General features: G+C 72.7%; 18 protein-coding genes. 3 read left to right on the forward strand and 15 right to left on the reverse strand.

Annotated elements, in window-relative coordinates; genetic code table 11:
• The 3 genes from ACIP8W_RS13410 to lipB all read right to left on the reverse strand — a co-directional run bounded on the left by ACIP8W_RS13410 (position 1) and on the right by lipB (position 2,483).
• Positions 1–225, reverse strand: a complete 225-nt coding sequence (locus tag ACIP8W_RS13410; RefSeq protein WP_401954575.1) for a hypothetical protein — start codon at positions 223–225, stop codon at positions 1–3.
• 304 nt (positions 226–529) lie between these two features.
• On the reverse strand, positions 530–1,492 hold the full coding sequence (locus tag ACIP8W_RS13415; RefSeq protein WP_401954263.1) for a lipoyl synthase: 963 nt from the start codon (positions 1,490–1,492) through the stop codon (positions 530–532).
• Positions 1,493–1,634: 142 nt separating this feature from the next.
• Positions 1,635–2,483: a lipoyl(octanoyl) transferase LipB gene (gene lipB, locus ACIP8W_RS13420; RefSeq protein ID WP_401954261.1), complete on the reverse strand. Its 849-nt coding sequence runs from the start codon at positions 2,481–2,483 to the stop codon at positions 1,635–1,637.
• 250 nt (positions 2,484–2,733) lie between these two features.
• On the opposite strand from lipB, the gene ACIP8W_RS13425 reads away from it, so the two are divergent.
• Positions 2,734–4,230 carry a regulator gene (locus tag ACIP8W_RS13425; RefSeq protein ID WP_401954258.1) on the forward strand — a complete coding sequence of 499 codons (1,497 nt, stop codon included), beginning with the start codon at positions 2,734–2,736 and terminating at the stop codon, positions 4,228–4,230.
• A gap of 76 nt (positions 4,231–4,306) precedes the next feature.
• Here the strand turns inward: ACIP8W_RS13425 and ACIP8W_RS13430 are convergent, their stop codons facing one another.
• The 4 genes from ACIP8W_RS13430 to ACIP8W_RS13445 all read right to left on the reverse strand — a co-directional run bounded on the left by ACIP8W_RS13430 (position 4,307) and on the right by ACIP8W_RS13445 (position 8,609).
• Positions 4,307–5,647 (reverse strand): NAD(P)/FAD-dependent oxidoreductase, encoded by a 1,341-nt coding sequence (locus tag ACIP8W_RS13430; RefSeq protein ID WP_401954572.1) that lies wholly within the window; start codon positions 5,645–5,647, stop codon positions 4,307–4,309.
• Between the two features lie 367 nt (positions 5,648–6,014).
• Entirely contained in the window at positions 6,015–7,394 is a 1,380-nt protein-coding gene (locus tag ACIP8W_RS13435; protein WP_402152639.1) for an alpha/beta hydrolase family protein, read from the reverse strand.
• Positions 7,391–7,561 (reverse strand): hypothetical protein, encoded by a 171-nt coding sequence (locus ACIP8W_RS13440; RefSeq protein ID WP_401954253.1) that lies wholly within the window; start codon positions 7,559–7,561, stop codon positions 7,391–7,393. The genes ACIP8W_RS13435 and ACIP8W_RS13440 overlap by 4 nt, the downstream gene beginning before the upstream one ends.
• 136 nt (positions 7,562–7,697) lie before the next feature.
• Positions 7,698–8,609 carry a TIGR01777 family oxidoreductase gene (locus ACIP8W_RS13445; RefSeq protein WP_401954250.1) on the reverse strand — a complete coding sequence of 304 codons (912 nt, stop codon included), beginning with the start codon at positions 8,607–8,609 and terminating at the stop codon, positions 7,698–7,700.
• Positions 8,610–8,652: 43 nt separating this feature from the next.
• Here ACIP8W_RS13445 and ACIP8W_RS13450 point away from each other — a divergent pair, with 43 nt between their 5' ends.
• Positions 8,653–9,177: a GNAT family N-acetyltransferase gene (locus ACIP8W_RS13450; RefSeq protein ID WP_402202999.1), complete on the forward strand. Its 525-nt coding sequence runs from the start codon at positions 8,653–8,655 to the stop codon at positions 9,175–9,177.
• 164 nt (positions 9,178–9,341) lie between these two features.
• On the opposite strand, the gene ACIP8W_RS13455 is transcribed toward ACIP8W_RS13450, so the two are convergent.
• From ACIP8W_RS13455 to ACIP8W_RS13490, 8 genes are all read right to left on the reverse strand, one after another.
• On the reverse strand, positions 9,342–9,863 hold the full coding sequence (locus tag ACIP8W_RS13455; RefSeq protein WP_401954569.1) for a DUF4240 domain-containing protein: 522 nt from the start codon (positions 9,861–9,863) through the stop codon (positions 9,342–9,344).
• A gap of 293 nt (positions 9,864–10,156) precedes the next feature.
• Positions 10,157–11,122, reverse strand: a complete 966-nt coding sequence (locus ACIP8W_RS13460) for a helix-turn-helix transcriptional regulator (protein WP_401954245.1) — start codon at positions 11,120–11,122, stop codon at positions 10,157–10,159.
• 250 nt (positions 11,123–11,372) lie between these two features.
• Entirely contained in the window at positions 11,373–14,042 is a 2,670-nt protein-coding gene (gene aceE, locus ACIP8W_RS13465) for a pyruvate dehydrogenase (acetyl-transferring), homodimeric type (protein WP_401954243.1), read from the reverse strand.
• Positions 14,043–14,263: 221 nt separating this feature from the next.
• Positions 14,264–14,887: a GntR family transcriptional regulator gene (locus tag ACIP8W_RS13470; protein WP_401954240.1), complete on the reverse strand. Its 624-nt coding sequence runs from the start codon at positions 14,885–14,887 to the stop codon at positions 14,264–14,266.
• A gap of 107 nt (positions 14,888–14,994) precedes the next feature.
• A complete protein-coding gene (sucB, locus tag ACIP8W_RS13475; protein ID WP_402203002.1) occupies positions 14,995–16,761 on the reverse strand; it encodes a 2-oxoglutarate dehydrogenase, E2 component, dihydrolipoamide succinyltransferase in 1,767 nt (588 codons plus the stop codon).
• A gap of 96 nt (positions 16,762–16,857) precedes the next feature.
• Complete coding sequence (gene lpdA / locus ACIP8W_RS13480) at positions 16,858–18,246, reverse strand: dihydrolipoyl dehydrogenase (protein ID WP_401954235.1); 1,389 nt, start codon at positions 18,244–18,246, stop codon at positions 16,858–16,860.
• Between the two features lie 201 nt (positions 18,247–18,447).
• Positions 18,448–19,968 (reverse strand): leucyl aminopeptidase, encoded by a 1,521-nt coding sequence (locus ACIP8W_RS13485; RefSeq protein WP_401954233.1) that lies wholly within the window; start codon positions 19,966–19,968, stop codon positions 18,448–18,450.
• Between the two features lie 193 nt (positions 19,969–20,161).
• Positions 20,162–20,998 (reverse strand): adenosylcobinamide-GDP ribazoletransferase, encoded by an 837-nt coding sequence (locus tag ACIP8W_RS13490; RefSeq protein WP_401954230.1) that lies wholly within the window; start codon positions 20,996–20,998, stop codon positions 20,162–20,164.
• 95 nt (positions 20,999–21,093) lie between these two features.
• Between ACIP8W_RS13490 and ACIP8W_RS13495 the strand changes: the two genes are divergently transcribed.
• Positions 21,094–21,831 (forward strand): hypothetical protein, encoded by a 738-nt coding sequence (locus ACIP8W_RS13495; protein WP_401954228.1) that lies wholly within the window; start codon positions 21,094–21,096, stop codon positions 21,829–21,831.
• Positions 21,832–21,866 lie beyond the last annotated feature (35 nt).

Below are 21,866 nucleotides of genomic sequence, written 5' to 3' on the forward strand. Positions count from 1 at the left end.
TTACGTGGCGTGGGAAGTGGCGTTCGACACCGCCTCCAGTACGTGCTGCGCCTCGACCCGGTCCTTGGCCCGGCGGCGGTCCTCCAGGACGGCCGTCCAGGCGTTGCGGCGGGCCGTGCGCTGGCCGCTGCCGAGGAGCAGGAGCTCCATGGCGCGCAGCGCGTCGGAAAGGGACGGCAGGGTGGGCGTGGACGGGGCTACGGGTCGTACCGGCGCGACCTGCATGGTGGCGGTCCCCTCGGAGAGGTGATGGCGTGAGCGCGTGTGCGCGGTGCGTGAATCCAGGGTCACTCCCCGGTGTTACCAGCGCGTGACCGACCGGTCAAACGTGAATGAAGCCCTGGCGCGGACCCGGAAAAGCCCCCGAGAACGCCGCGGCGGCCCGTACGTCCGCCCCGACCTGGGGAGACCGCAGGGGCCGCCGTGCGCGATGTTGTTACTTGTGGGTAGTAGCTTGTGTCCGGGTTCACATGCCATCCGCGCCCGGATGTACACGGACCCCGCGTGTGTCACCCGGCGCGTGTCACCGCTACGCCGAAGGGGTCGCCACCGCCCCGCGTCGCTCGCTCGCCTGCTGGAACAGCCGGCCCGCGCGGTACGAGGAGCGCACCAGCGGCCCCGACATCACACCGGAGTAGCCGATCTGCTCGGCCTCCTCCTGGAGCTCCACGAACTCGTGCGGCTTCACCCAGCGCTCGACCGGGTGGTGGCGCGGCGACGGCCGCAGGTACTGCGTGATCGTGATCAGCTCGCACCCGGCGTCGTGCAGCTGCCGCAGTGCGTCACTGACCTCCGCGCGCTCCTCGCCCATGCCGAGGATGAGGTTGGACTTGGTGATGAGACCCGCCTCGCGGGCGCGCGTGATCACTTCGAGGGAGCGCTCGAACCGGAAGCCGGGGCGGATCCGCTTGAAGATGCGCGGCACCGTCTCGACGTTGTGCGCCAGCACCTCGGGCCGGGACGAGAAGACCTCGGCCAGCTGCTCGGGCACCGCGTTGAAGTCGGGGATCAGCAGCTCGACCTTGGTGTGGCCGCTCTCCCGGGCCGCCGTCAGGGCGTGGATCTGGCGCACGGTCTCCGCGTACAGCCAGGCGCCGCCGTCCTCCAGGTCGTCGCGGGCGACCCCGGTGATCGTGGCGTAGTTCAGGTCCATCGTGACGACGGACTCGCCCACCCGGCGCGGCTCGTCGCGGTCCAGCGCCTCGGGCTTGCCCGTGTCGATCAGACAGAAGTCACAGCGCCGGGTGCACTGCTCACCGCCGATGAGGAAGGTCGCCTCGCGGTCCTCCCAGCACTCGAAGATGTTGGGACAGCCGGCCTCCTGGCAGACCGTGTGCAGTCCCTCGCCCTTCACGAGTTTCTGCAGCTTCTGGTACTCGGGGCCCATTTTCGCCCGGGTCTTGATCCACTCGGGCTTGCGCTCGATGGGGGTCTGGCTGTTCCGGACCTCCAGACGCAGCATCTTGCGTCCGTCGGGTGCGACAGCGGACACGTCCGGCACCTCTCTTTGGTGGCGAGGCATTCGATTCTTCGGCGAACACCAGATTACGCCCGTTATTTGCGTGGCATTACGTCTGGCCAACCCATGGCCAGAGGGGCGCATTCCTTCGAACGGCCCATTCCTCCGGCCGTCCCTAGGCGATGGCGCGCTCGATTCCGCGCGGCGCGGGCTCCGACTCCGCCAGTACGTCCCGCAGATGCCGCTCCAGTACGGGAAGGACCTCGGCGACCGTCACCCGGCGCCCCAGCTCGTACGAGAGCGAGGTGACGCCCGCGTCCCGGATCCCGCACGGCACGATCCGGTCGAACCAAGTGGTGTCCGGGTCGCAGTTCAGCGCGAAGCCGTGCATGGTCACGCCCTTGGCGACCCGGATGCCCATGGCGGCGATCTTCCGGTCCTCGCGGCGCTGGCCCGCGTTGGACGGGGCGTACTCGGGGCCGTTCATCCGGGGGTCGAACTCCTCGTCCGTCCGGGGATCGAACGCCTCGTCCCGGAGCCTCGGGTCGAAGTCCGGCGAGAGCCCGCCGCCGGGTTCCGGCGAGAGCCCGCCGCCGGGGCGCGGGCGCTGCTCCACGGGGTCGCCGAGCACCCACACCCCCGCCCGGCCCTCGACCCGGCTGACCGGGACGCCGAAGTCGGCGCAGACCCGGATCAGAGCCTCCTCCAGCCGGCGCAGATGCGCGATGACGTCCACGGGGCGCGGCAGCTTGAGGATCGGGTAGCCGACGAGCTGCCCGGGGCCGTGCCAGGTGATCTTCCCGCCGCGGTCCACATCGACGACCGGGGTGCCGTCCAGGGGGCGCTCGCTGTCCTGCGTACGCCGTCCGGCCGTGTAGACCGGCGGGTGCTCCAGCAGCAGGCAGGTGTCGGGGATCTCGTCGGCGAAGCGTGCCGCGTGGACCCGGCGCTGCTCCTGCCATGCCTCCCGGTACTCGACGGCCTCCGCGCCGAAACCCAGATGGACGTACCGCAGCTCACCCACGCCAGTGCCTCCCTCGAACTCTCACCCGGCACCCGAAGCGCCCCAGCCACTGTACGGCGGCGGGGCACGGGGCGGCCGGGCAGGTGTTCCCGGTGCCCTCCGGTCGTACAGCCGTCAGCAACGCCTTCGATCCTCACACGATCGGATGAATGTGGGGCGAAGGTGGCGATGAAGGCGGCCGGGGCTACTAAATTCGCGCCGTTCGATGAGGGCTGCTTCCGGGCCCGGAAGGCAGGAGACCGTACAGCTGATGTCGGAACGACCTCCGCAGCGCATCCCCAACCGCCAGCTCGCCGCGCTCATCGCAGAAGCCGGATTCTCCCACGCAGGTCTCGCCCGCCGGGTGGATCAGCTCGGCCTGGAGCACGGCCTCGATCTGCGGTACGACAAAACGTCGGTGACCCGCTGGCTCCGTGGCCAGCAGCCGCGCGGCACCACGCCCGCACTGATCGCGGAGGTCTTCACGCGCCGGCTCGGCCGTCGGCTCTCCGCGCAGGATCTGGGACTCGACGCCTGCGCGCCGGTCTACGCGGGTCTCGAATTCGCGGCCACCCCCGAGGAGGCCGTCGATATCGTCAGCGGTCTGTGGCGCAAGGACTCCGGCAGCCACAACGAGCTGCGGAAGATCGCGTTCACCCCGGCGGGGCTGGTCGTCCCGAGCAGGGACTGGCTGATCGGGCGTCCCGACGAGCGCGTCGGCCACCCCCGTCCCGCCGTCCCCGGCCCCCCGGGGCCGCTCCCGGCCGGCCGCGTGCCCGCCCAGGGCGGGGCCACCGCCCTCGCCGTCCCCCGGCAGCGCACCGACCACCCCGAACGTACCGAGAGCACCGAGCGGGCCGTCGGCCAGAAGGTCACTCCGGGCGATGTCGACGCGCTGCGCTCCGTCGGCGACCTCTTCCGCACCCTCGACCACGCCTACGGCGGCGGCCATGCCCGCCAGGCCCTCGTCCGCTACCTCGAACACGAGGCCGAGCCGATGCTGCGCGGCAGGTACGGGGAGGCCACCGGCCGCCGTCTCTTCGCGGCCGCCGCCGATCTGACCCGGCTGGCGGGCTGGACCTCGTACGACATCGCGGCCCACGGCCTCGCCCAGCGCTACTTCGTCCAGGCGCTGCGGCTCTCCCAGGCCGCCGGGGACCGGGCGTACGGCTCGTACGTGCTGACCACCATGAGCAGGCAGGCCGTCTACCTCGGCCACGGCCGGGAGGCGGTCCAGCTCGCGCGCGTCGCCCAGCAGGGCATCGGGGCGTCCGCGCCACCGGCCGTCCAGGCGCTGCTGCACTCCGCCGAGGCCCGGGGCCACGGCGTGCTCGCCGACGCGCGGGCGTGCGCCTCCTCGCTGGTACGGGCCGAACGCGCTCTGGAGGCCGCCAGACCCGGTGACGAGGTGCCGCACTGGGTGCGGTCCTTCGACGAGGCACAGCTCGCGGACGAGTTCGCGCACTGCTACCGCGACCTCCAGCAGCACCGCGCCTCCGTCCAGCACGCCGAACGCTCGCTCCAGCAGCGGTCGCCCGTGTACGCGCGCAGCCGGCTCTTCTGTCGGGTCGTGCTCGCCTGCGGCCGGCTGGGCCTCGGCGAGCTGGACCAGGCGTGTCTGCTGGGGGCGGAGGCCGCGCAGCAGGCCACGCAGATGCGGTCGGCGCGCGCCGTCGACTACGTACGGGACTTCGAGCGGCGGCTCGAGCCCTACCGGGACGCGGTGGCCGTACGGAACTACCGCGAGCGGGTCGCCGCGCTCGGCTGAGCGCCGCCGTGGTTGAGCCGGTCCCGTCCGGGGGAGGTCGACACCCGGACGGGACCGGAGCTGCGGGTCGCGGTGGCTACGCCACGGCGGACAGCGGCATCGGTTCGTACGCCGGTCGTACGCCCAGATCGCGCAGGATCGCGTGGGCGGCGCGGCGGCCCGAGAACAGCGCCCCCTGGACCGTGTTGGTGTCCCGGTGGTCGCCGCACACGTACAGCCCGGAGAGCAGCCGGACCGGGCGACGCAGGTCGTACGGCGGGGCCATGGCGGGCACCGCCTCCGGGTCGTGGTGGACGGCCAGCAGCTCCCACTCGTCGGTGGGCGTCCCGTACAGCCGCGCGAGATGCGCGCGTACCTCGGTGTCCAGCTCACCGGCCGGGGGCGGGGTCCCGAGCACCGTCGACGTGATCAGTACGCGGCCGTCCGGCGCGCGCGAGGGGTCGACCAGGCTCATCACCGCCGTGTGCGCGACCGGGCCGCCGCGGTCCGCGTCCAGCAGCAGCGCGGGATCGGCGAGCGGGGGAGCGGGCGCGGTGTGGTGCAGGACGGTCACCGGGTGGAACCCCGGTACGCGTAACCCCGGCAGTAACTCGGCGGCGGCCCGCGCCCCGGTCGCCAGCACCAGCGAGCGGCAGCCGATCTCGCCGTGCTCCTTGGTGGTGACGCTGTTGATCGACGCGTCGGTGACCCACACGTCCGTCACCACGGTGCCCGCCGGCAGCGTCGCCGCCAGCAGCTCCGGCAGCGTCGAGGCGCCGCCCGCCGTGACGCACAGCCGCCCCCGGGCGAACGCCCGCAGCGCCAGATCCGCGCACCGGCTGGAGGTGGTGAGATCCGGGTCGCAGAGCAGCGCGGACAGCAGCGGCCGGACGAAGCCGCTGACGGTACGGGCGGGCAGCCCCCGGCCCGCGAGGGCCTCCCGGGCGCTCCGTTCCGGCCTGGCCAGCAGCCGGGTGGTCGGCGTCGCCGCGAGACGGCCCAGTGCCGCGCTCAGCCGGGCCTGGTCGACCGCCCCGCCGAGCGGTGGCCGGGGGGCGCTCGCCAGGGCGCGCGCAACCGTGAGTGCGCTCCGCGCGCTCCCCACGGCGCCGGTCCGGTAGTTCCGGCCGTCGCTGTGCACGAGCACCCCCGGCGAGAACATCCGGAAGGCGGCGCCTTCGAGCCCCGGCGTACGGAGCAACTCGGGGTACGACGTGGTGAGCAGCCGGCCACCACGGTCCAGCCGGAAGCCGTCGACCTCGTCGGTGGCCATGCGCCCGCCGATCCGGGGGGCGGCCTCCAGGACGCTGACGGAGACGCCCGCGCTGGTCAGGTGGTGGGCGGCGGACAGCCCCGCTATCCCCGCCCCGACGATGACGACATCCGCGTCCCGCGTGGCCGCGTGGTGTCCGATGTGGTGACCGGCGCTGCCGGTGATGGCGCTGGCGGTGGTGCTGGCGGTGCTGGGCACGTGCCCCTCCCCGAGGTCGGCGCGGCTGGTGGGGCCTGACAGGGGCCTATGCCCCTGGCATGCCCTCGGAATGCCCGAGTCCAGGCCGAGACTAGGGAGTCGGGGGGCCGGCTGCGGACGCGCGCGGGCGGGGGCACCGATGCATGGGGGGTGCGCGGTCCCCCGGTGGCGGGGGGACCCGGGGCCGCCGGGAGGCGTGGGGGCGCGGCGCCGTCGGACGGGGGCGCGGGGCGCACACGCGCGTCCCCCCGGTGCCGGTGCGGAGAAGGCCGGTGCCGGTACGGGGACGGTGCGCCGCCTCCGTACCGGCACCGGCCTCAAGGCCGTGGCCGGATCACCGGCCGTCGGCGGGGTGGGCGAGGTCGTACGGGCGGAGGTACGGGGTGGGCCGGTGGCCGACGTAGCGGGCGGCCGTCGTCGGATCGGCCGCGGTGGCGCGGGAGTTGAGCGACCGGGGGTCCGTTCCCCGCCAGCGGCCGGTGGTGAGGCGGTCCTCCAGGGTGTGCAGCGCGGCGAGCTGCTCGGCGGCGCTGAAGGTGCAGTGGCCCGCGTTGTCGACGTACGCCTGACGCAGCAGGGGCGAGGATCCGGCGGCGGTGACGGCCCGGCGCAGGGCGCTCTCGGTCTGCGCCGGGACGAGGGCGTCGCCGATGGTGTGGACCGAGAGCTGGGGCTTGACCAGCTTCCCGGTGAAGGAGCTGGTGCGGCTCATCCACGCGACGGCGTCCGGATCGGGGCTGATCCGGGGGGCGCGGTTCAGGGCGGCGAGGTCGGTCTGCAGGGACAGCCCGGCCTTCCGGTACAGCGCGGCGACCTCCTTACGGGTGGAGGAGCGGCCGAGCAGCCGCGCGTAGTCGACGCCGGTGTTCCAGGACATGTTGCCACCGGCCCGGCTCTCGGCCTCCTGGCGCCGGTCGAAGGCGGCGATCTTCAGCAGGCCCTTGACGGCGACGTACTGGTTGACCTGGTGTGCCTCCCAGTCGGCCGGGGCGGGCCGGGGCTGCGCGGGCTGGTTCCAGACCGGGATGTTGTGCAGGGCGGCGGCGAGGGCGGTACGGGCCCGTCCGGCGGGCGTCGTCTGCGCCGCGTCGACCACGGCCGTCAGGGCGTTCGCCGCGTCGGTGGCGGCTGTCCGGTCCGCGAGGTTCACCAGCGGGATGCCGGAGTCGGGCGCGAGGAGTGTCCTGGTGGCGAAGGCGAGGTCGAGGGTGTTGTTCCAGTTGGCGACGCCGCCCTGGACCAGGCCGCACAGGGAGACGGAACCGTCGATCCGCTCCGGGTGGCGCTCGGCGAGGACGGTGGTGACCAGCCCGCCGTACGACCGGCCCCAGGCGATGGTGCGGGCGGCCGGCCCGAAGCGGTCGGTGAAGGCGGTCAGGGTGGCGAGCTGGTCGGGCACGGCGTCGGTCACGGCCCAGCCGGTGGTCGCGTACGAGGAGCCGATGAGCGCGTAACCGCCGTCGAGGAGGAGGGGCTTGGTGGCGGCGTCGGGGGTGTTCTCGGCGGGGTTGGCCGGGCCGGGCGCGTATCCGTGGCTGTAGAGCAGGACGGTGCCGTTCCAGGCGGCGGGCACGTCCATCTCGTACGTGGCGCCCGAGGGCAGCCGCCCTTCCACATGGACCGGGTCCGGGGTGGCCGCCACGGCCGGGGTGGTGAGGGTGGTGAGCGCGGCGAGGGCGAGCAGGGGCGCCACGGTGCGGGGGCTGGTCGTCATGCCGCGATCTCCTCCGTACGGGGGGTGCCGGGACGTTCGGCGGTATCGGTATCGGTATCGGCGAGGGAGGTCCGGTCGGTCTCGCCGGAGGCCGCGACCGGGCGCGGCTGCCGGGCGCGGTCCCGGCCGGTGGGCGGGGGCGGTAAGGAGTCGGGGGACGGGGGCACAGCGTTCTCCCTTGATCGGGGAAGGGCAACGCGAACCTAGGCGCCTGTCTGACGCATCGTCAATAAAACGCGCAACACGGCCGCGCGGGGCCGCCCCCGTCCCGCCGGGCCAGGACGGCGGGACTTTCGCGGTACGTCACGCCCCAGGTGTATTGCCCTGTGCGGCCGCCGCCCGTACCGCCTCGTCGATCGTCGGGAACGCGAAGGTGAACCCCGACTCCAGCAGGCGCTTCGGCAGCACCCGCTGGCTGCCCAGGACATCCGCCGACAGCTCGCCCAGGACGGTGCGCAGCGCCACCGCCGGGACCGGGAAGAGGGTCGGGCGGTGCAGGACACGGCCCATCGCGGCGGTGACCTCGCGGTTGGTGACAGGGGTCGGGGCCGTGAGGTTGACCGGGCCCTCCAGGGTGTCCGTGTCGATGAGGTGGCGCAGGGCCGCCACCTCGTCGTGGAGGGAGATGAAGCTCCAGTACTGCCGCCCGTCGCCCAGCCGCCCGCCCAGACCCGCGCGGAAGAGCGGGAAGAGGCGCCCCCAGGCACCGCCCTCGCGGGCGACGACCAGACCGGTGCGGGCGAAGACGGTCCGTACCCCGGCCTCCTCGGCGGGCAGGGCCGCCTCCTCCCACTCCACGCAGAGCGACGGCAGGAAGCCGTCACCGGGCGGGGCGCTCTCGTCCACCGTCCGCTCCCCGGTGTAGCCGTAGAACCCGATGGCGGAGCCGCTCACCAGCACCCGGGGAGGGGAGTCGAGCGAGGCGACGGCCTCCGCGAGGGTGGCGGTGCCCAGCAGCCGGCTGTCGCGGATCCGCCGCTTGTACGCCTCCGTCCACCGGTGGTCGCCGATGCCCGCCCCGGCGAGATGGACGACGGCGTCCGAGCCGTTCAGGGCATGGGCGTCAACACGCCGGCGCGTGGGGTCCCACTCGATCTCGTCGGCGGCGCGGGCGGGGTGGCGTACCAGCCGGACCACCTCGTGACCGTCCGCACGCAGGGAGCGCCGGAGCGCCGTACCGATGAGCCCGGTCGAACCGGTGATCGCGATCCTCATGTGTCCATCCTGCACCTGGTGTGTCCGTGGCACAGTGGCTGCCATGACTCTCCCGCGTATCCGCCCGGCGAGCCACTCGGACGACGCCGCCCTGAGCGAACTGGACCTGGCCACCTGGTCGCCGCTGCACGCGGTGTCCCCCCGGCCGCAGCAGCCGCTCGGCCCGTTCTTCGACGACCGCCACCCGCCCGAGGACTTCCTCGTCGCCGAGCCGGCGGTGGCCGGGGCCGAGGACCGGATCGCCGGATACATCCGGATCGCCCGCCCCACCCCGCTCGCCAGCAACGCGCACGTCCGGCAGATACAGGGACTGGCGGTCCACGAATGGGCCAGGCGCGCGGGTGTCGCGCGTGCGCTGCTGCGCGCGGGTGCGCTGCACGCGCGCAACCAGGGGGCGCGCCGGCTGACGCTGCGCGTGCTGGGGCACAACACCCCGGCGCGCAGGCTGTACGAGTCGGAGGGGTACGCCGTCGAAGGGGTCCTGCCCGGGGAGTTCCGTCTCGGGGACGCCTATGTGGACGACGTACTGATGGGGATCGCGCTGGCGGACCGAGCGCGGTCGGGCTGAGAGGCGTCGGACCCGAGCGCGGTCGGGCTGAGAGGCGTCGGACCCGAGCGCCGTCGGGCTGAGAGGCGTCGGACCCGAGCGCGGTCGGGCTGAGAGGCGTCGGACCCGAGCGCCGTCGGGCCGAACGTCACCGGACCGTGCGCCCCCGGTACGCGGGTCTCGTCTCACCCGGGGCCGAACCGCTCCCAGAGCCGGGGGAAGCGTTCCGCCAGCGCCCCGTCGTCCTCGAAGTCCAGCGGGGTCCCCTCGGGCTCGGCGGGCTGCGCCGAGATCCCCAGGGCGGGCGCCACCACCCCCGTCAGCTGCTCGTACGCCTCGTCGGCCGCGTACCCCAGCTCCTCGCCGTCCCCGTCGATCGCCTCGTCGAACTCGTCCAGCAGCTCGGCGAGGCTGTCCGGATCGTGCAGCGCGCCCTCGAAGATCTCGCGCCCCTGCCCGATGAGCCAGCACCGGAAATAGTCGAAGGCGTCGTCGCTCGCCCCGCCGAGCAGCACGGCCGCCGCGCCCCACAGCTCCCAGTGGTACGCGCGGTTGTAGCGCGCCTCGAAGTGCCGCGCGAAGTCCAGCACGGAGTCGGGGTCGAGCCGGACCAGCCGCTCGACCAGCAGATCGGCATGGTCCTCGGGGTCGCCGTCGGCGGCCTCGCGGGTGCTGTCGATGATCTCCCAGAACTCCGTCTCGTCCATCACGGATCCAGCATCCTGCCTGCCGGAGGGCGGCGCACGCGGGGCTCCGGCGCGACCGGCCGCCCCGGACGGCCGGTCGCCCGGGGACAGCGGCCCCGCCACCCGCCCCCGGCGGGCGCCGAACCGCAGCGTGACCTGCCCGAACCCGGCCCGCCCGGCCGTACGCACCCCCGGTCGGCCGCCGAGGAGGCGAACGGATCGCCGCCGCGCGGTTCCAGCACATCGAGTGAGGCGCCGTCCGGGCCGTTCCGCGTCGCGCCGGGACGGTACACGCCGAGGCGGGTGGCGCCGGTTCACTCGTACAGCGCGCCCATGCCCCTCGCGGCCTCGGTGAAACGGGCGCGCAGGGCGGCGGGGGCCAGGATCTCGGCCTCCGGGCCGAGGGCGAGGAGCTGGGCGTACGCCACGTCGTCCGACTCCACCGGCAGCGTCACGGTGATCCGGCCCGCGCCGTCCGGGGGACCGGCCGCCTCGATCGCCTCGACGGCGGCGGCGCGGTCGACCAGGTACGGGAGCAGCCGGGCGGCGTCGGCGGTGAGCCGTACGACGATCTCGGCACGCAGCAGTGAGCGCGCGAACTCGGCGGAGCGCTCCTCCCAGAAACCGGGGAGGTCGAAGGATTCCTCCCGAAAAAAACGTTTCTGCAATGGTTCCACCGCGCGGAACCGGTCGATCCGGTAGACCCGGAAGGTCTCCTGGCACTGGGCGCAGAGGTACCAGACCCCCGCCTTGAGCACGAGACCGTACGGCGCCAGCTCCCGCTCCACCTCGGTGTCCTGGCGCGGATAGCGCGCCGAGACCAGCCGGTCGGACCAGACCGCCTCGGCGATCACGGGCAGCAGCTCGGGCGTCTGCGGCTCCTGGTACCAGCCAGGCGCGTCCAGATGGAAGCGCTGCGCCGCCGTGTCCGACGCGTTGCGCAGGGAGGGCAGCAGCGCGGCCGAGACCTTCAGCCGGGCCGCCGACGAGACATCGGCGAGGCCCATCTCGCGCAGCGCCCCCGGCACCCCCGAGAGGAACAGCGCCTCGGCCTCGCCACGGGCCAGCCCGGTCAGCCGGGTGCGGTAGCCGTCGACCAGCCGGTAGCCGCCGGTCCTGCCCCGGTCGGCGTAGACGGGGACCCCGGCTTCGGAGAGGGCCTGCGCGTCCCGGGTGATGGTCCGTTCGGACACTTCCAGCTCACGGGCCAGTTCGCCCGCGGTCATGGAGGGTCTGGACTGAAGCAGGAGCACCATTTTGATCAGGCGGGCAGCACGCATATATCCATGATGCAGGGGAGCCCCCGCCAGTCATGACAGGGGCTCCCGACAAGCACGCACGGCCGCGTGGACCGTGATATAGGCGGTTCGGCCCGGGGGAAACCCGGGTCCGCCGGACCGCATCGGAGACCGGACCGCATCGGAGACCGGACCGCGCACAGCCTCGACCGCGTACAGCCTCGACCGCGTACAGCCTCGGCCGCGTACAGCCTCGACCGCGCACAGGCCGGACCGTTCAGTGGCCGACCGCTCAGAGGCCGTAGCGCTCCCGGGCCTCCACGACCCGCTCGGCCTTGATCTCGCCGCGGCGGGCCAGCTGCGCCAGCGTCGCCAGCACGATCGACCGGGCGTCGACCCCGAAGTGACGGCGGGCCGCCTCACGGGTGTCGGAGAGGCCGAAACCGTCCGTACCGAGCGAGGTGTAGTCCTGCTCCACCCACTGGCTGATCTGGTCGGGGACCTGACGCATCCAGTCGCTGACCGCGAGCACCGGACCTGGCGCGCCGGACAGCGCCCGGGTCACGTACGGCACCCGGTCCTCGCCGCGCAGCAGCGCCTCGTCCGCCTTCAGCGCGTCCCGGCGCAGCTCGCCCCAGGAGGTGGCGGACCAGACATCGGCGGTGACGCCCCAGTCGGCGGCGAGCAGTTCCTGCGCCTCCAGGGCCCAGTGGATCGCCGTACCGGACGCGATCAGCTGGGTGCGGGGGGCGTCGGGCGCCGCCGGGACACCCTCCTTGAAGCGGTACAGGCCCTTGAGGATGCCCTCCTCGACGCCTTCCGGCATCGCGGGCTGCGGCATGGGCTCGTTGTAGACCGTCAGGTAGTAGAAGACGTTCTCGGCGTCGGGGCCGTACATCCGCCGCAGACCGTCCTTGACGATCACCGCGACCTCGTACGCGAACGCCGGGTCGTAGTTGAGCGAGGCCGGGTTGGTGGACGCGATCAGGTGCGAGTGACCGTCCGCGTGCTGGAGGCCCTCGCCCGTCAGGGTCGTACGGCCCGCCGTGGCGCCGACGATGAAGCCCTTGCCGAGCTGGTCGGCGAGCTGCCACATCTGGTCGCCCGTGCGCTGCCAGCCGAACATCGAGTAGAAGATGTAGAACGGGATCATCGTCTCGCCGTGCGTCGCGTACGACGTCGCGGCGGCGATGAAGTCGGCCATGGAGCCGGCCTCGGTGATCCCCTCGTTGAGGATCTGGCCGTCCTTGGCCTCCTTGTAGTACATGATCTGGTCACGGTCGACCGGCTCGTACGTCTGACCGAGCGGCGAGTAGATGCCGGCGGACGGGAACAGCGCCTCCATACCGAAGGTGCGGGCCTCGTCCGGGACGATCGGGACCCAGCGCTTGCCGGTCTCCTTGTCCCGCATCAGGTCCTTCATCAGCCGTACGAACGCCATGGTGGTCGCCACGGACTGCTTGCCGGAACCCTTGTAGACCGCCTGGAACGGCTTGTCGGACGGCTCGGGCAGCGCCACCGCGTGCACCCGGCGGGCCGGGGCGGGGCCACCGAGCTGCGCCCGGCGTTCCTGGAGGTAGCGCACCTCGGGGGAGTCGGCGCCCGGGTGGCCGTACGGCACCAGGCTGTCGTCCAGCTTCGAGTCCGGGATCGGCAGCTCCAGCAGGTCGCGCATGGCGCGGAACTGCTCACCGGAGAGCTTCTTCATCTGGTGGTTGGCGTTGCGCGACTCGAAACCGGAGCCGAGCGTGTAGCCCTTCACCGTCTGCGCGAGGATCACGGTCGGCGCGCCCTTGTGGGCGATGGCCGCGCGGTACGCCGCGTACACCTTGCGGGCCTCGTGGCCACCGCGCGAGGTGAAGAAACACTCGGCGATCTTCGCGTCGGGCAGCAGCCGCGCCAGCTCGATCAGAGCCGGGTCGACGCCGAAGAAGTGCTCGCGGATGTACGCGACATCGCGGGTGGCGTACGTCTGGAACTGGGCGTCGGGCACCTGGCGCAGCCGGCGTACCAGCGCGCCCGTGGTGTCCAGGGCGAACAGCTCGTCCCAGGCGGAGCCCCACAGCGACTTCACGACGTTCCAGCCGGCGCCGCGGAACTGGGCCTCCAGCTCCTGCACGATCTTGAAGTTGGCGCGGACCGGGCCGTCGAGGCGCTGGAGGTTGCAGTTGATGACGAAGGTCAGGTTGTCCAGCTGCTCACGGGAGGCGAGCGCGAGGGCGGCCGTCGACTCGGGCTCGTCCATCTCGCCGTCACCGAGGAACGCCCAGACGTGCGAGGCGGAGGTGTCCTTGATGGAGCGGTTGGTCAGATAGCGGTTGAAGCGCGCCTGATAGATCGCGGAGAGCGGGCCGAGCCCCATCGAGACGGTGGGGAACTCCCAGAGCCAGGGCAGCCGGCGCGGGTGCGGATACGAGGGCAGGCCCTTGCCGCCCGCCTCCTGGCGGAAGTGGTCGAGGTCGGTCTCGGTCAGCCGGCCGTCGAGGAAGGCGCGGGCGTAGATGCCGGGGGAGGCGTGGCCCTGGATGTAGAGCTGGTCACCGGAGCCGTCCCCCTCTTTGCCCTTGAAGAAGTGGTTGAAGCCCGTCTCGTACAGCCAGGCCGCCGAGGCGAAGGTCGCGATGTGGCCGCCGACGCCGAAGCGGGCGCCACGGGTGACCATCGCGGCCGCGTTCCAGCGGTTCCAGGCGGTGATCCGGGACTCCATCTCCAGGTCGCCGTCGAACTCGGGCTCGGCGGCGGTCGGGATGGTGTTGACGTAATCGGTCTCCAGCAGCGCCGGTACGGGGACCCCGGCCGTTCCCGCGTGCTGGAGGGTGCGCCGCATCAGATACGCGGCGCGGTGCGGTCCCGCGTGTTCGGTGACGGCGTCGAGCGAGGCTGCCCATTCGGCGGTCTCCTCGGCGTCACGGTCCGGGAGCTGGTCGAGCTCGCTCGGGAGTTTGCCTACGGGGTCGGGCATGGTCGCCGCCTTCCGGACAGGAGGGGGGTGGGGAAGAAAGGGCCTTGTCTGGCAGGACAGGGCGGCGGGCTGGGTGCAGCCCGCCTTTGACTGTAAGGCGTTGATCGATGATCGATCAAAGGGTTGAAGGAAAAAACTTCTCGATATCAAGGAATTGGCATCCCGTGCCGTGTATAAGGGCACCGGGTGACGTTCGGGGATTCATGGCAGAACGGCACGAATCAGGCGCGCGGCGCACATCCGAGCACATGATCCTTCACCAGTGCGCCGATGCCCGGGTCCCGCCGTCTGAACGCCTCGACCAGCTCCTGGTGCTCCTCCGCGTACGACTTCTGTACGGTTCCCAGCCAGCGGATCGACAGCGCGGTGAAGACTTCGATGCCCAGCCCCTCCCAGGTGTGCAGCAGCACCCCGTTCCCGGCCGCCCGCACCAGCTCCCTGTGGAAGCCCACGGTGTGTCTGACCTGGGCCGTTCCATCGGCCGTCCGGTCCGCTCCGTACAGCGCCGTCACATGCGGCTCCAGCGCCGAGCAGTCCAGCGCGAGCCGCTCGGCGGCCAGCTCCGCCGCGATCTGTTCGAGCCCGGCCCGTACGGGATAGCTCTCCTCCAGATCGGCGGCGGTCAGATTCCGTACCCGTACGCCCTTGTTCGGCGCCGACTCGATCAGCCGCAGCGACTCCAGCTCCCGCAGGGCCTCGCGGACCGGGGTCTGGCTGACCTCCAGCTCGGTCGCGATCCGCCGCTCGACGATCCGCTCGCCGGGCTTCCAGCGGCCGCTGACGATCCCCTCCACGATGTGCTCGCGGATCTGTTCGCGCAGCGAGTGGACGACGGGCGCGGTCATGAAGGTGCTCCTAGGGGGCGGGGCCGATGGATAGACGATACGGCGAAGCCCCCGCCGGAGGGGATGCTCCGGCGGGGGCCGCTGTGTTTCAAGCCCGGTTCTGGTCGCTACAGACCGAGCTCGACCTCGAACTCGCCCGCTTCGAGGATCCCCTTGACCGCTGTCAGGTAGCGGGCGGCGTCGGCGCCGTCCACCAGGCGGTGGTCGTAGGAGAGCGCGACGTACGTCATGTCGCGCACCGCGATGGTCTCGCCGAGGTCCGGGTGGTTGATGACCACCGGGCGCTTGACGGTGGCGCCGATGCCCAGGATGGCGACCTGGTTCGGCGGCACGATGATCGTGTCGAAGAGCGCGCCACGCGAACCGGTGTTGCTGATGGTGAAGGTCGCACCGGCCAGATCGTCCGGCGTGATCTTGCTGGCGCGGACCGCGGCGGCCAGCTCCGCGGTCTTCTTGGAGATACCGGCGATGTTCAGGTCGCCCGCGCCCTTGATGACCGGCGTCATCAGACCCTTCTCGGAGTCCACGGCGATGCCGATGTTCTCCGAGTCGAAGTACGTGATGGTGCCCTCGTCCTCGTTGATCCGGGCGTTGATGACCGGGTGGGCCTTCAGCGCCTGGGCCGCCGCCTTGACGAAGAACGGCATCGGGGACAGCTTGACGCCCTCACGGGCGGCGAAGGAGTCCTTGGCCTGCGCGCGCAGCCGCATCAGCTTGGTGATGTCCACCTCGACCACGGAGGTCAGCTGGGCCTGCGTGTGCAGCGCCCTCATCATGTTGTCGCCGATGACCTTGCGCATCCGGGTCATCTTGACGGTCTGCCCGCGCAGCGGGGACGTCTCCAGCTTTGGCGCCTTCGGCGCGGCGGCGGGAGCGGCGGGGGCCGGGGCCTGCGCCCTGGTGGCGGCGGCCTTGATGGCCTCCGCCGCGGAGATGACGTCCTGCTTACGGATACGGCCGCCGACGCCGGTGCCCTTGAGGGAGCCCAGGTCGACCGCGTTCTCCGAGGCGAGCTTGCGGACCAGCGGCGTGACGTACGCGCCGTCGTCCCCGGCGGCCGGGGCGGGGGCCGCCACGGGAGCGGCCGGGGCGGCGGGCGCGGCCGGCGCGGGCGCCGCGACGGCGGGCGCGGCCTGGACCGACGCGGGGGCCGGAGCAGGAGCGGCCGGGGCGACCGGAGCGGGCGCCGCGACCGGGGCCGGGGCGGCCACCGGAGCGGGCGCGGCCGGGGCGGCGGGAGCCGCCGGGGCGGCACCCGGAGCGCCGATGACGGCGAGCCTGGCGCCGACCTCGGCGGTCTCGTCCTCGGCGACCACGATCTCCAGCAGCACACCGGAGACCGGGGCGGGGATCTCGGTGTCGACCTTGTCGGTGGAGACCTCCAGCAGCGGCTCGTCGGCCTCGACCGAGTCGCCGACCTCCTTCAGCCAGCGGGTGACGGTGCCCTCGGTGACCGACTCGCCCAGTGCGGGCAGCGTGACATCGGTACCGGTGGCGCCGCCCGCCGGGGCGGCCTCGGCGGCCGGCGCCGGGGCGGGCGCGGCCGGAGCCTCGGCCACCGGGGCCGGGGCGGGTGCGGCCACCGGCTCGGCGACCGGGGCGGGGGCGGCCTCGGCGGCGGGCGCCGGGGTCCCCGTACCGTCGTCGATGATGGCCAGCTCGGCGCCGACCTCGACGGTCTCGTCCTCGGCGACCTTGATGGAGGCCAGCACACCGGAGACCGGGGCCGGGATCTCGGTGTCGACCTTGTCGGTGGAGACCTCGAGCAGCGGCTCGTCGGCCTCGACGCGCTCGCCCTCGGCCTTCAGCCAACGGGTGACAGTGCCCTCGGTGACGCTCTCGCCGAGCGCCGGCAGGGTTACGGAAACCGCCATGGTTTCAGTTGCTCCTAACGGTGTGGTCTCCCCGGCTCGCGCGGAGCGCCGAGCGAGGGGACGTGCGGTAGTGGTCGTCGCGCCCGGACTGAAGCATCAGTCGTGGGAGTGGAGCGGCTTGCCGGCCAGGGCCAGGTGGGCCTCGCCGAGCGCCTCGCTCTGGGTCGGGTGGGCGTGGATGAGCTGCGCGACCTCGGCCGGCAGAGCCTCCCAGTTGTAGATCAGCTGCGCTTCGCCGACCTGCTCGCCCATACGGTCACCGACCATGTGGACGCCGACCACGGCACCGTCCTTGACCTGGACGAGCTTGATCTCGCCCGCGGTCTTGAGGATCTTGCTCTTGCCGTTGCCCGCGAGGTTGTACTTGAGGGCGACGACCTTGTCCGCGCCGTAGATCTCCTTGGCCTTCGCCTCGGTGATACCGACGGAGGCGACCTCGGGGTGCGAGTACGTCACCCGGGGCACGCCGTCGTAGTCGATCGGTACGGTCTTCAGACCGGCCAGCCGCTCCGCGACCAGGATGCCCTCGGCGAAGCCGACGTGCGCGAGCTGGAGGGTCGGGACGAGGTCGCCGACCGCGGAGATCGTCTCCACGTTCGTCCGCATGTACTCGTCGACGACGACATAGCCGCGGTCGAGGGCGACGCCCTGCTCCTCGTACCCGAGCCCCTGCGAGACCGGGCCGCGGCCGATCGCGACCAGCAGCACCTCCGCCTCGAAGGTCTTGCCGTCGGCCAGCGTGACGCGTACACCCGTCTCGGTGTACTCGGCCTGCTGGAAGAAGGTGCCGAGGTTGAACTTGATGCCGCGCTTGCGGAACGCGCGCTCCAGCAGCTTGGAGCTGTTCTCGTCCTCCAGCGGGGCCAGGTGCTTGAGGCCCTCGATGATGGTGACCTCGGTACCGAAGGACGTCCACGCCGAGGCGAACTCGACGCCGATGACGCCGCCGCCCAGGATGATCGCCGACTTGGGCACCCGGTCCAGCGTCAGCGCGTGGTCCGAGGAGATGATCCGGTTGCCGTCGATCTCCAGCCCCGGCAGCGACTTCGGTACGGAACCGGTCGCCAGCAGCACGTGACGGCCCCGGACCTGCTCGCCGTTGACCTCCACGGACGTGGGGGAGGACAGCCGGCCCTCACCCTCGATGTAGGTCACCTTGCGGGAGGCGACGAGACCCTGGAGGCCCTTGTACAGGCCCGCGATCACATCGTCCTTGTACTTGTGGACACCCGCGATGTCGATGCCCTCGAAGGTGGCCTTGACGCCGAACTGCTCGCTCTCGCGGGCCTGGTCGGCGACCTCGCCCGCGTGCAGCAGGGCCTTCGTGGGGATACAGCCGTTGTGCAGGCAGGTGCCGCCCAGCTTGTTCTTCTCGATCAGTGCGACGTCCAGGCCCAGCTGCGCTCCGCGCAGTGCCGCGGCGTAACCGCCGCTACCGCCGCCGAGGATCACTAGGTCGAAAACGGTGCTGGCGTCGTTCGCCACGTCACGTCCTCCATGCATGTGCGCCGGGCGCGGTCCGATGACCGGGCGGCGGCTGGTCTTCGGCCGCTGTCTCAATCGGCCCTGTGGTGGGGGCCCTGTCCTGCCGGTTACCCATCTTCGCACGGTGCGCCGCCCGGCGGGGTCCGGGGTGCGGTGGCCGCCACCACACCCCGGACCCCGCAGGACGCCGGGCCGGGAAGATCAGCCCAGGTCGCCCGAGGCGGTGCGCTCCGCCAGCTTCACCAGGGTCCGGACGGAGGATCCCGTACCGCCCTTGGGGGTGTAGCCGTACGGCGCGCCCTCGTGGAAGGCCGGGCCCGCGATGTCCAGGTGGGCCCAGGCGATGCCCTCGCCGACGAACTCCTTCAGGAAGAGACCGGCGACCAGACCGCCGCCCATCCGCTCACCCATGTTGGCGAGGTCGGCAGTCGGGGAGTCCATGCCCTTGCGCAGGTACGAGGGGAGCGGCATCGGCCAGGCCGCCTCGCCGACCTCCTCGGCGATCTCGTACACGGAGGTACGGAACGCGTCGTCGTTCGACATGATGCCGAAGGTACGGTTCCCCAGCGCCAGCATCATCGCGCCGGTCAGGGTCGCCACGTCGACGATCGCGTCCGGGTTCTCCTCCGAGGCGCGGGTCAGCGCGTCGGCCAGCACGAGCCGGCCCTCGGCGTCGGTGTTGAGGACCTCGACGGTCTTGCCGCTGTACATGCGCAGGACGTCGCCGGGGCGGGTGGCGGTGCCGGACGGCATGTTCTCCGCCAGGGCCAGCCAGCCGGTGACGTTCACGGCGACGCCGAGGCGCGCGACGGTCACGACGGCCGCGAACACGGCGGCGGCGCCGCTCATGTCGCACTTCATGGTCTCGTTGTGACCGGCGGGCTTCAGCGAGATGCCGCCCGAGTCGTAGGTGATGCCCTTGCCGACGAGGGCGAGGGTCTTCGTGGCCTCGGGGTGCGTGTAGGTGAGCTTGACCAGCCGCGGCGGGTTGGCCGAGCCCTGGCCGACGCCGAGGATGCCGCCGTAGCCGCCCTTGGCGAGCGCCTTCTCGTCGAGGACCTGCACCTTGATGCCGTTCTCCTTGCCGGCGGCGGTGGCCACGGCGGCGAAGGCTTCGGGCGTCAGGTCGTTCGGCGGGGTGTTGACCAGGTCGCGGGCGCGGTTGATCTCCTCGGTCAGCGCGACGGCACGGTCGGCGGCGGCCTTGTGGGCCTTGTCGCGCGGCTTCGCTCCGACGATCGTGACCTCGGCGAGCGGCCGCTTCGGGCCGCTCTCGCCCTTCGCGGCGCCCTGGTAGGCGGTGAAGGCGTACGCGCCGAGCAGGGCGCCCTCCGCGATGGCCTCGATGTCCTCGGACGCCTCGACGGGCAGCGCGAACACGGCCTTCCTGACGCCGGTCAGCGCGCGCGCCGCGGTACCGGCCGCCCGGCGCAGCGTCTCGGGGTCGTACGTCCCGTTCTTGTCCGGTACGGGGCCGAGCCCGACCGCCAGGACCACCGGGGCCTTCAGCCCGGCCGGGGAGGGCAGCTTCGTCACCTCGCCCTCACCACCCGAGGCGCCGAGTGTCTCCAGTACGGCGGCGAGCCTGCCGTCGAACGCCTGGTCCACGGCCTCGGCGCCCTGCGCCGCTACCGGTCCGCCGGAGCCCTTCGCGACGCCGACGACGATCACGTCGGCGCGCGGCGTCGCCGCGCCAGAAGGCTTGAGAGTGAGAGCAGTCACGGTGGTGAAATCTCGCTTCCGTTGAGTTCGTTGCCGGTCGAGGGGTGGGCCGACCTGGCCCGTCGCACCGTACGGACCAGGCGTGAACCGGCCCCGGGTGCGGCGGGAACGAGCCTACGCTCGGTGATGTACGACGCGGACAGTGCCGCCGATTTCGCGCTCCGGCCGGTCCCGGCCCGGCGCTCCGGGAGGCTCAGCCCAGCGCCAGCGCGATCAGCGCCGCCGTCCCGGCCGTCTCGGCGAGCGCGCCGAAGACATCGCCGGTGACTCCGCCGAACCGGCGTACACAGTGGCGCAGAAGGAGCTGGGCGGCCGTCAGGGCCGCGAGGACGGCGAGCGCGTGGTGCACGGCGGCGACCGGGCCGAACAGGGCGCCGGCCGCCGCACCCGCCAGGGTCACCGGAGCCGCCACGGCCAGCGCGGACCGGGTCGTCACGGCCCCCGCGACCACGGCGCCCAGCCCCTCGGGGCGGGCCGGCGGGACGCCCGTACGGCAGGCGAGGGTGAGGGCGAGCCGGGCGGCGACCGCGCCGAGGACGACGGCCGCCGCGCCCCGGGCCGGGTCCTCGCCGTACAGCTCGCTCACGGCCGCGAACTGCGCGAGCAGGGTCAGCAGCAGCGTGATGACGCCGAACGGGCCGATGTCGGACCGCTTCATGATGCGCAGCGCGTCCTCGGCGGGCTTGGCGCTGCCGAGCCCGTCCGCGGTGTCGGCGAGCCCGTCGAGGTGCAGGCCGCGGGTGAGGACCGCGGGGACGGCGACGGCGGCCACGGCGGCGAGCGGCGGCGCCGCGCCCGCGAGCAGGAGCAGCGCGCCGAGGCCCGCCGCGCAGCCGCCCACCGCCAGTCCGGCGAGGGGCGCGCAGAGCATCCCGGCGCGCGCGGCGGCGCGGTCCCAGCGCGCCACCCGGACCGGGAACGCGGTGAGGGTGCCGAAGGCGAACCGCGCGCCCTCGGCCACCGAGGCGCGTCCGGCGTGCCCGGCGTGTCCGGTGCGCCGATCGAGATCGGCCGGGTCCATGGGGGTCATCGCGCGAGGGTAGCCCGGGGCCCGGTCCGGGACATCCGGCGAACAGCGCTAAATTGCGCATAACTGACCGTACGTAACCGTCGGAAGCGGGTGGCATGGGTCACTGGTTCCACCAGAACATCGTCGAGCCGGGCAAGCTCCCCACGCTCCTCGCCCTCACCTCGTTCGTCCTCACCTTCGCCCTGACCCGTACGGTCACCCGGCTGATCCGGGCCGGGAAGGGGCCGTTCCGCGACATCACGCCCGGCGGGGTCCACATCCACCATGTGGTGCCCGGGGTGATTCTGACCGTGGTCGGCGGCTTCGGCGCGGTCGGCAGCGGGCGGCACGGCTTCGGCGCCTCGGCCTGCGCGGTCGTCTTCGGCGTCGGGGTGGGGCTGGTGCTCGACGAGTTCGCGCTGATCCTGCACCTCCAGGACGTCTACTGGAGCGAGCAGGGCCGTCGGAGCGTCGAGGTGGTGATCCTGGCCGCCGCGCTGGCGCTGCTGGTGCTCAGCGGGTTCTCGCCGCTGGGCGTCGACTCGCTGTCGCCGGACGAGCGCCAGGGCCGCGCCTCGGCCGCGCTCACCCTGCTGGGCAACTTCGCGTTCGTGCTGGTCACGCTCTACAAGGGCAAGCCGCGGATGGCGCTGATCGGCGTCCTGGTGCCCTTCGTCGCGCTGATCGGCTCGCTCCGGCTGGCCGGGCCGCGCTCCCCGTACGCCCGGCGCTTCTACCGGCGCCGCCCGCGCGCCCGCGCCAAGGCCGATCTGCGCGCGCGCCGGCGCGAGGCGCGCTGGGCGGGGCCCCGCCGCCGGATCGAGGACTGGATCGGCGGCACGCCCGACCGCTGAGCGGTGCCGGCCCACTTCCCCGACAGGGCCGCGCA

It is taken from the genome of Streptomyces sp. NPDC088554 (assembly GCF_044752945.1).
Classification (GTDB): Bacteria; Actinomycetota; Actinomycetes; order Streptomycetales; family Streptomycetaceae; genus Streptomyces.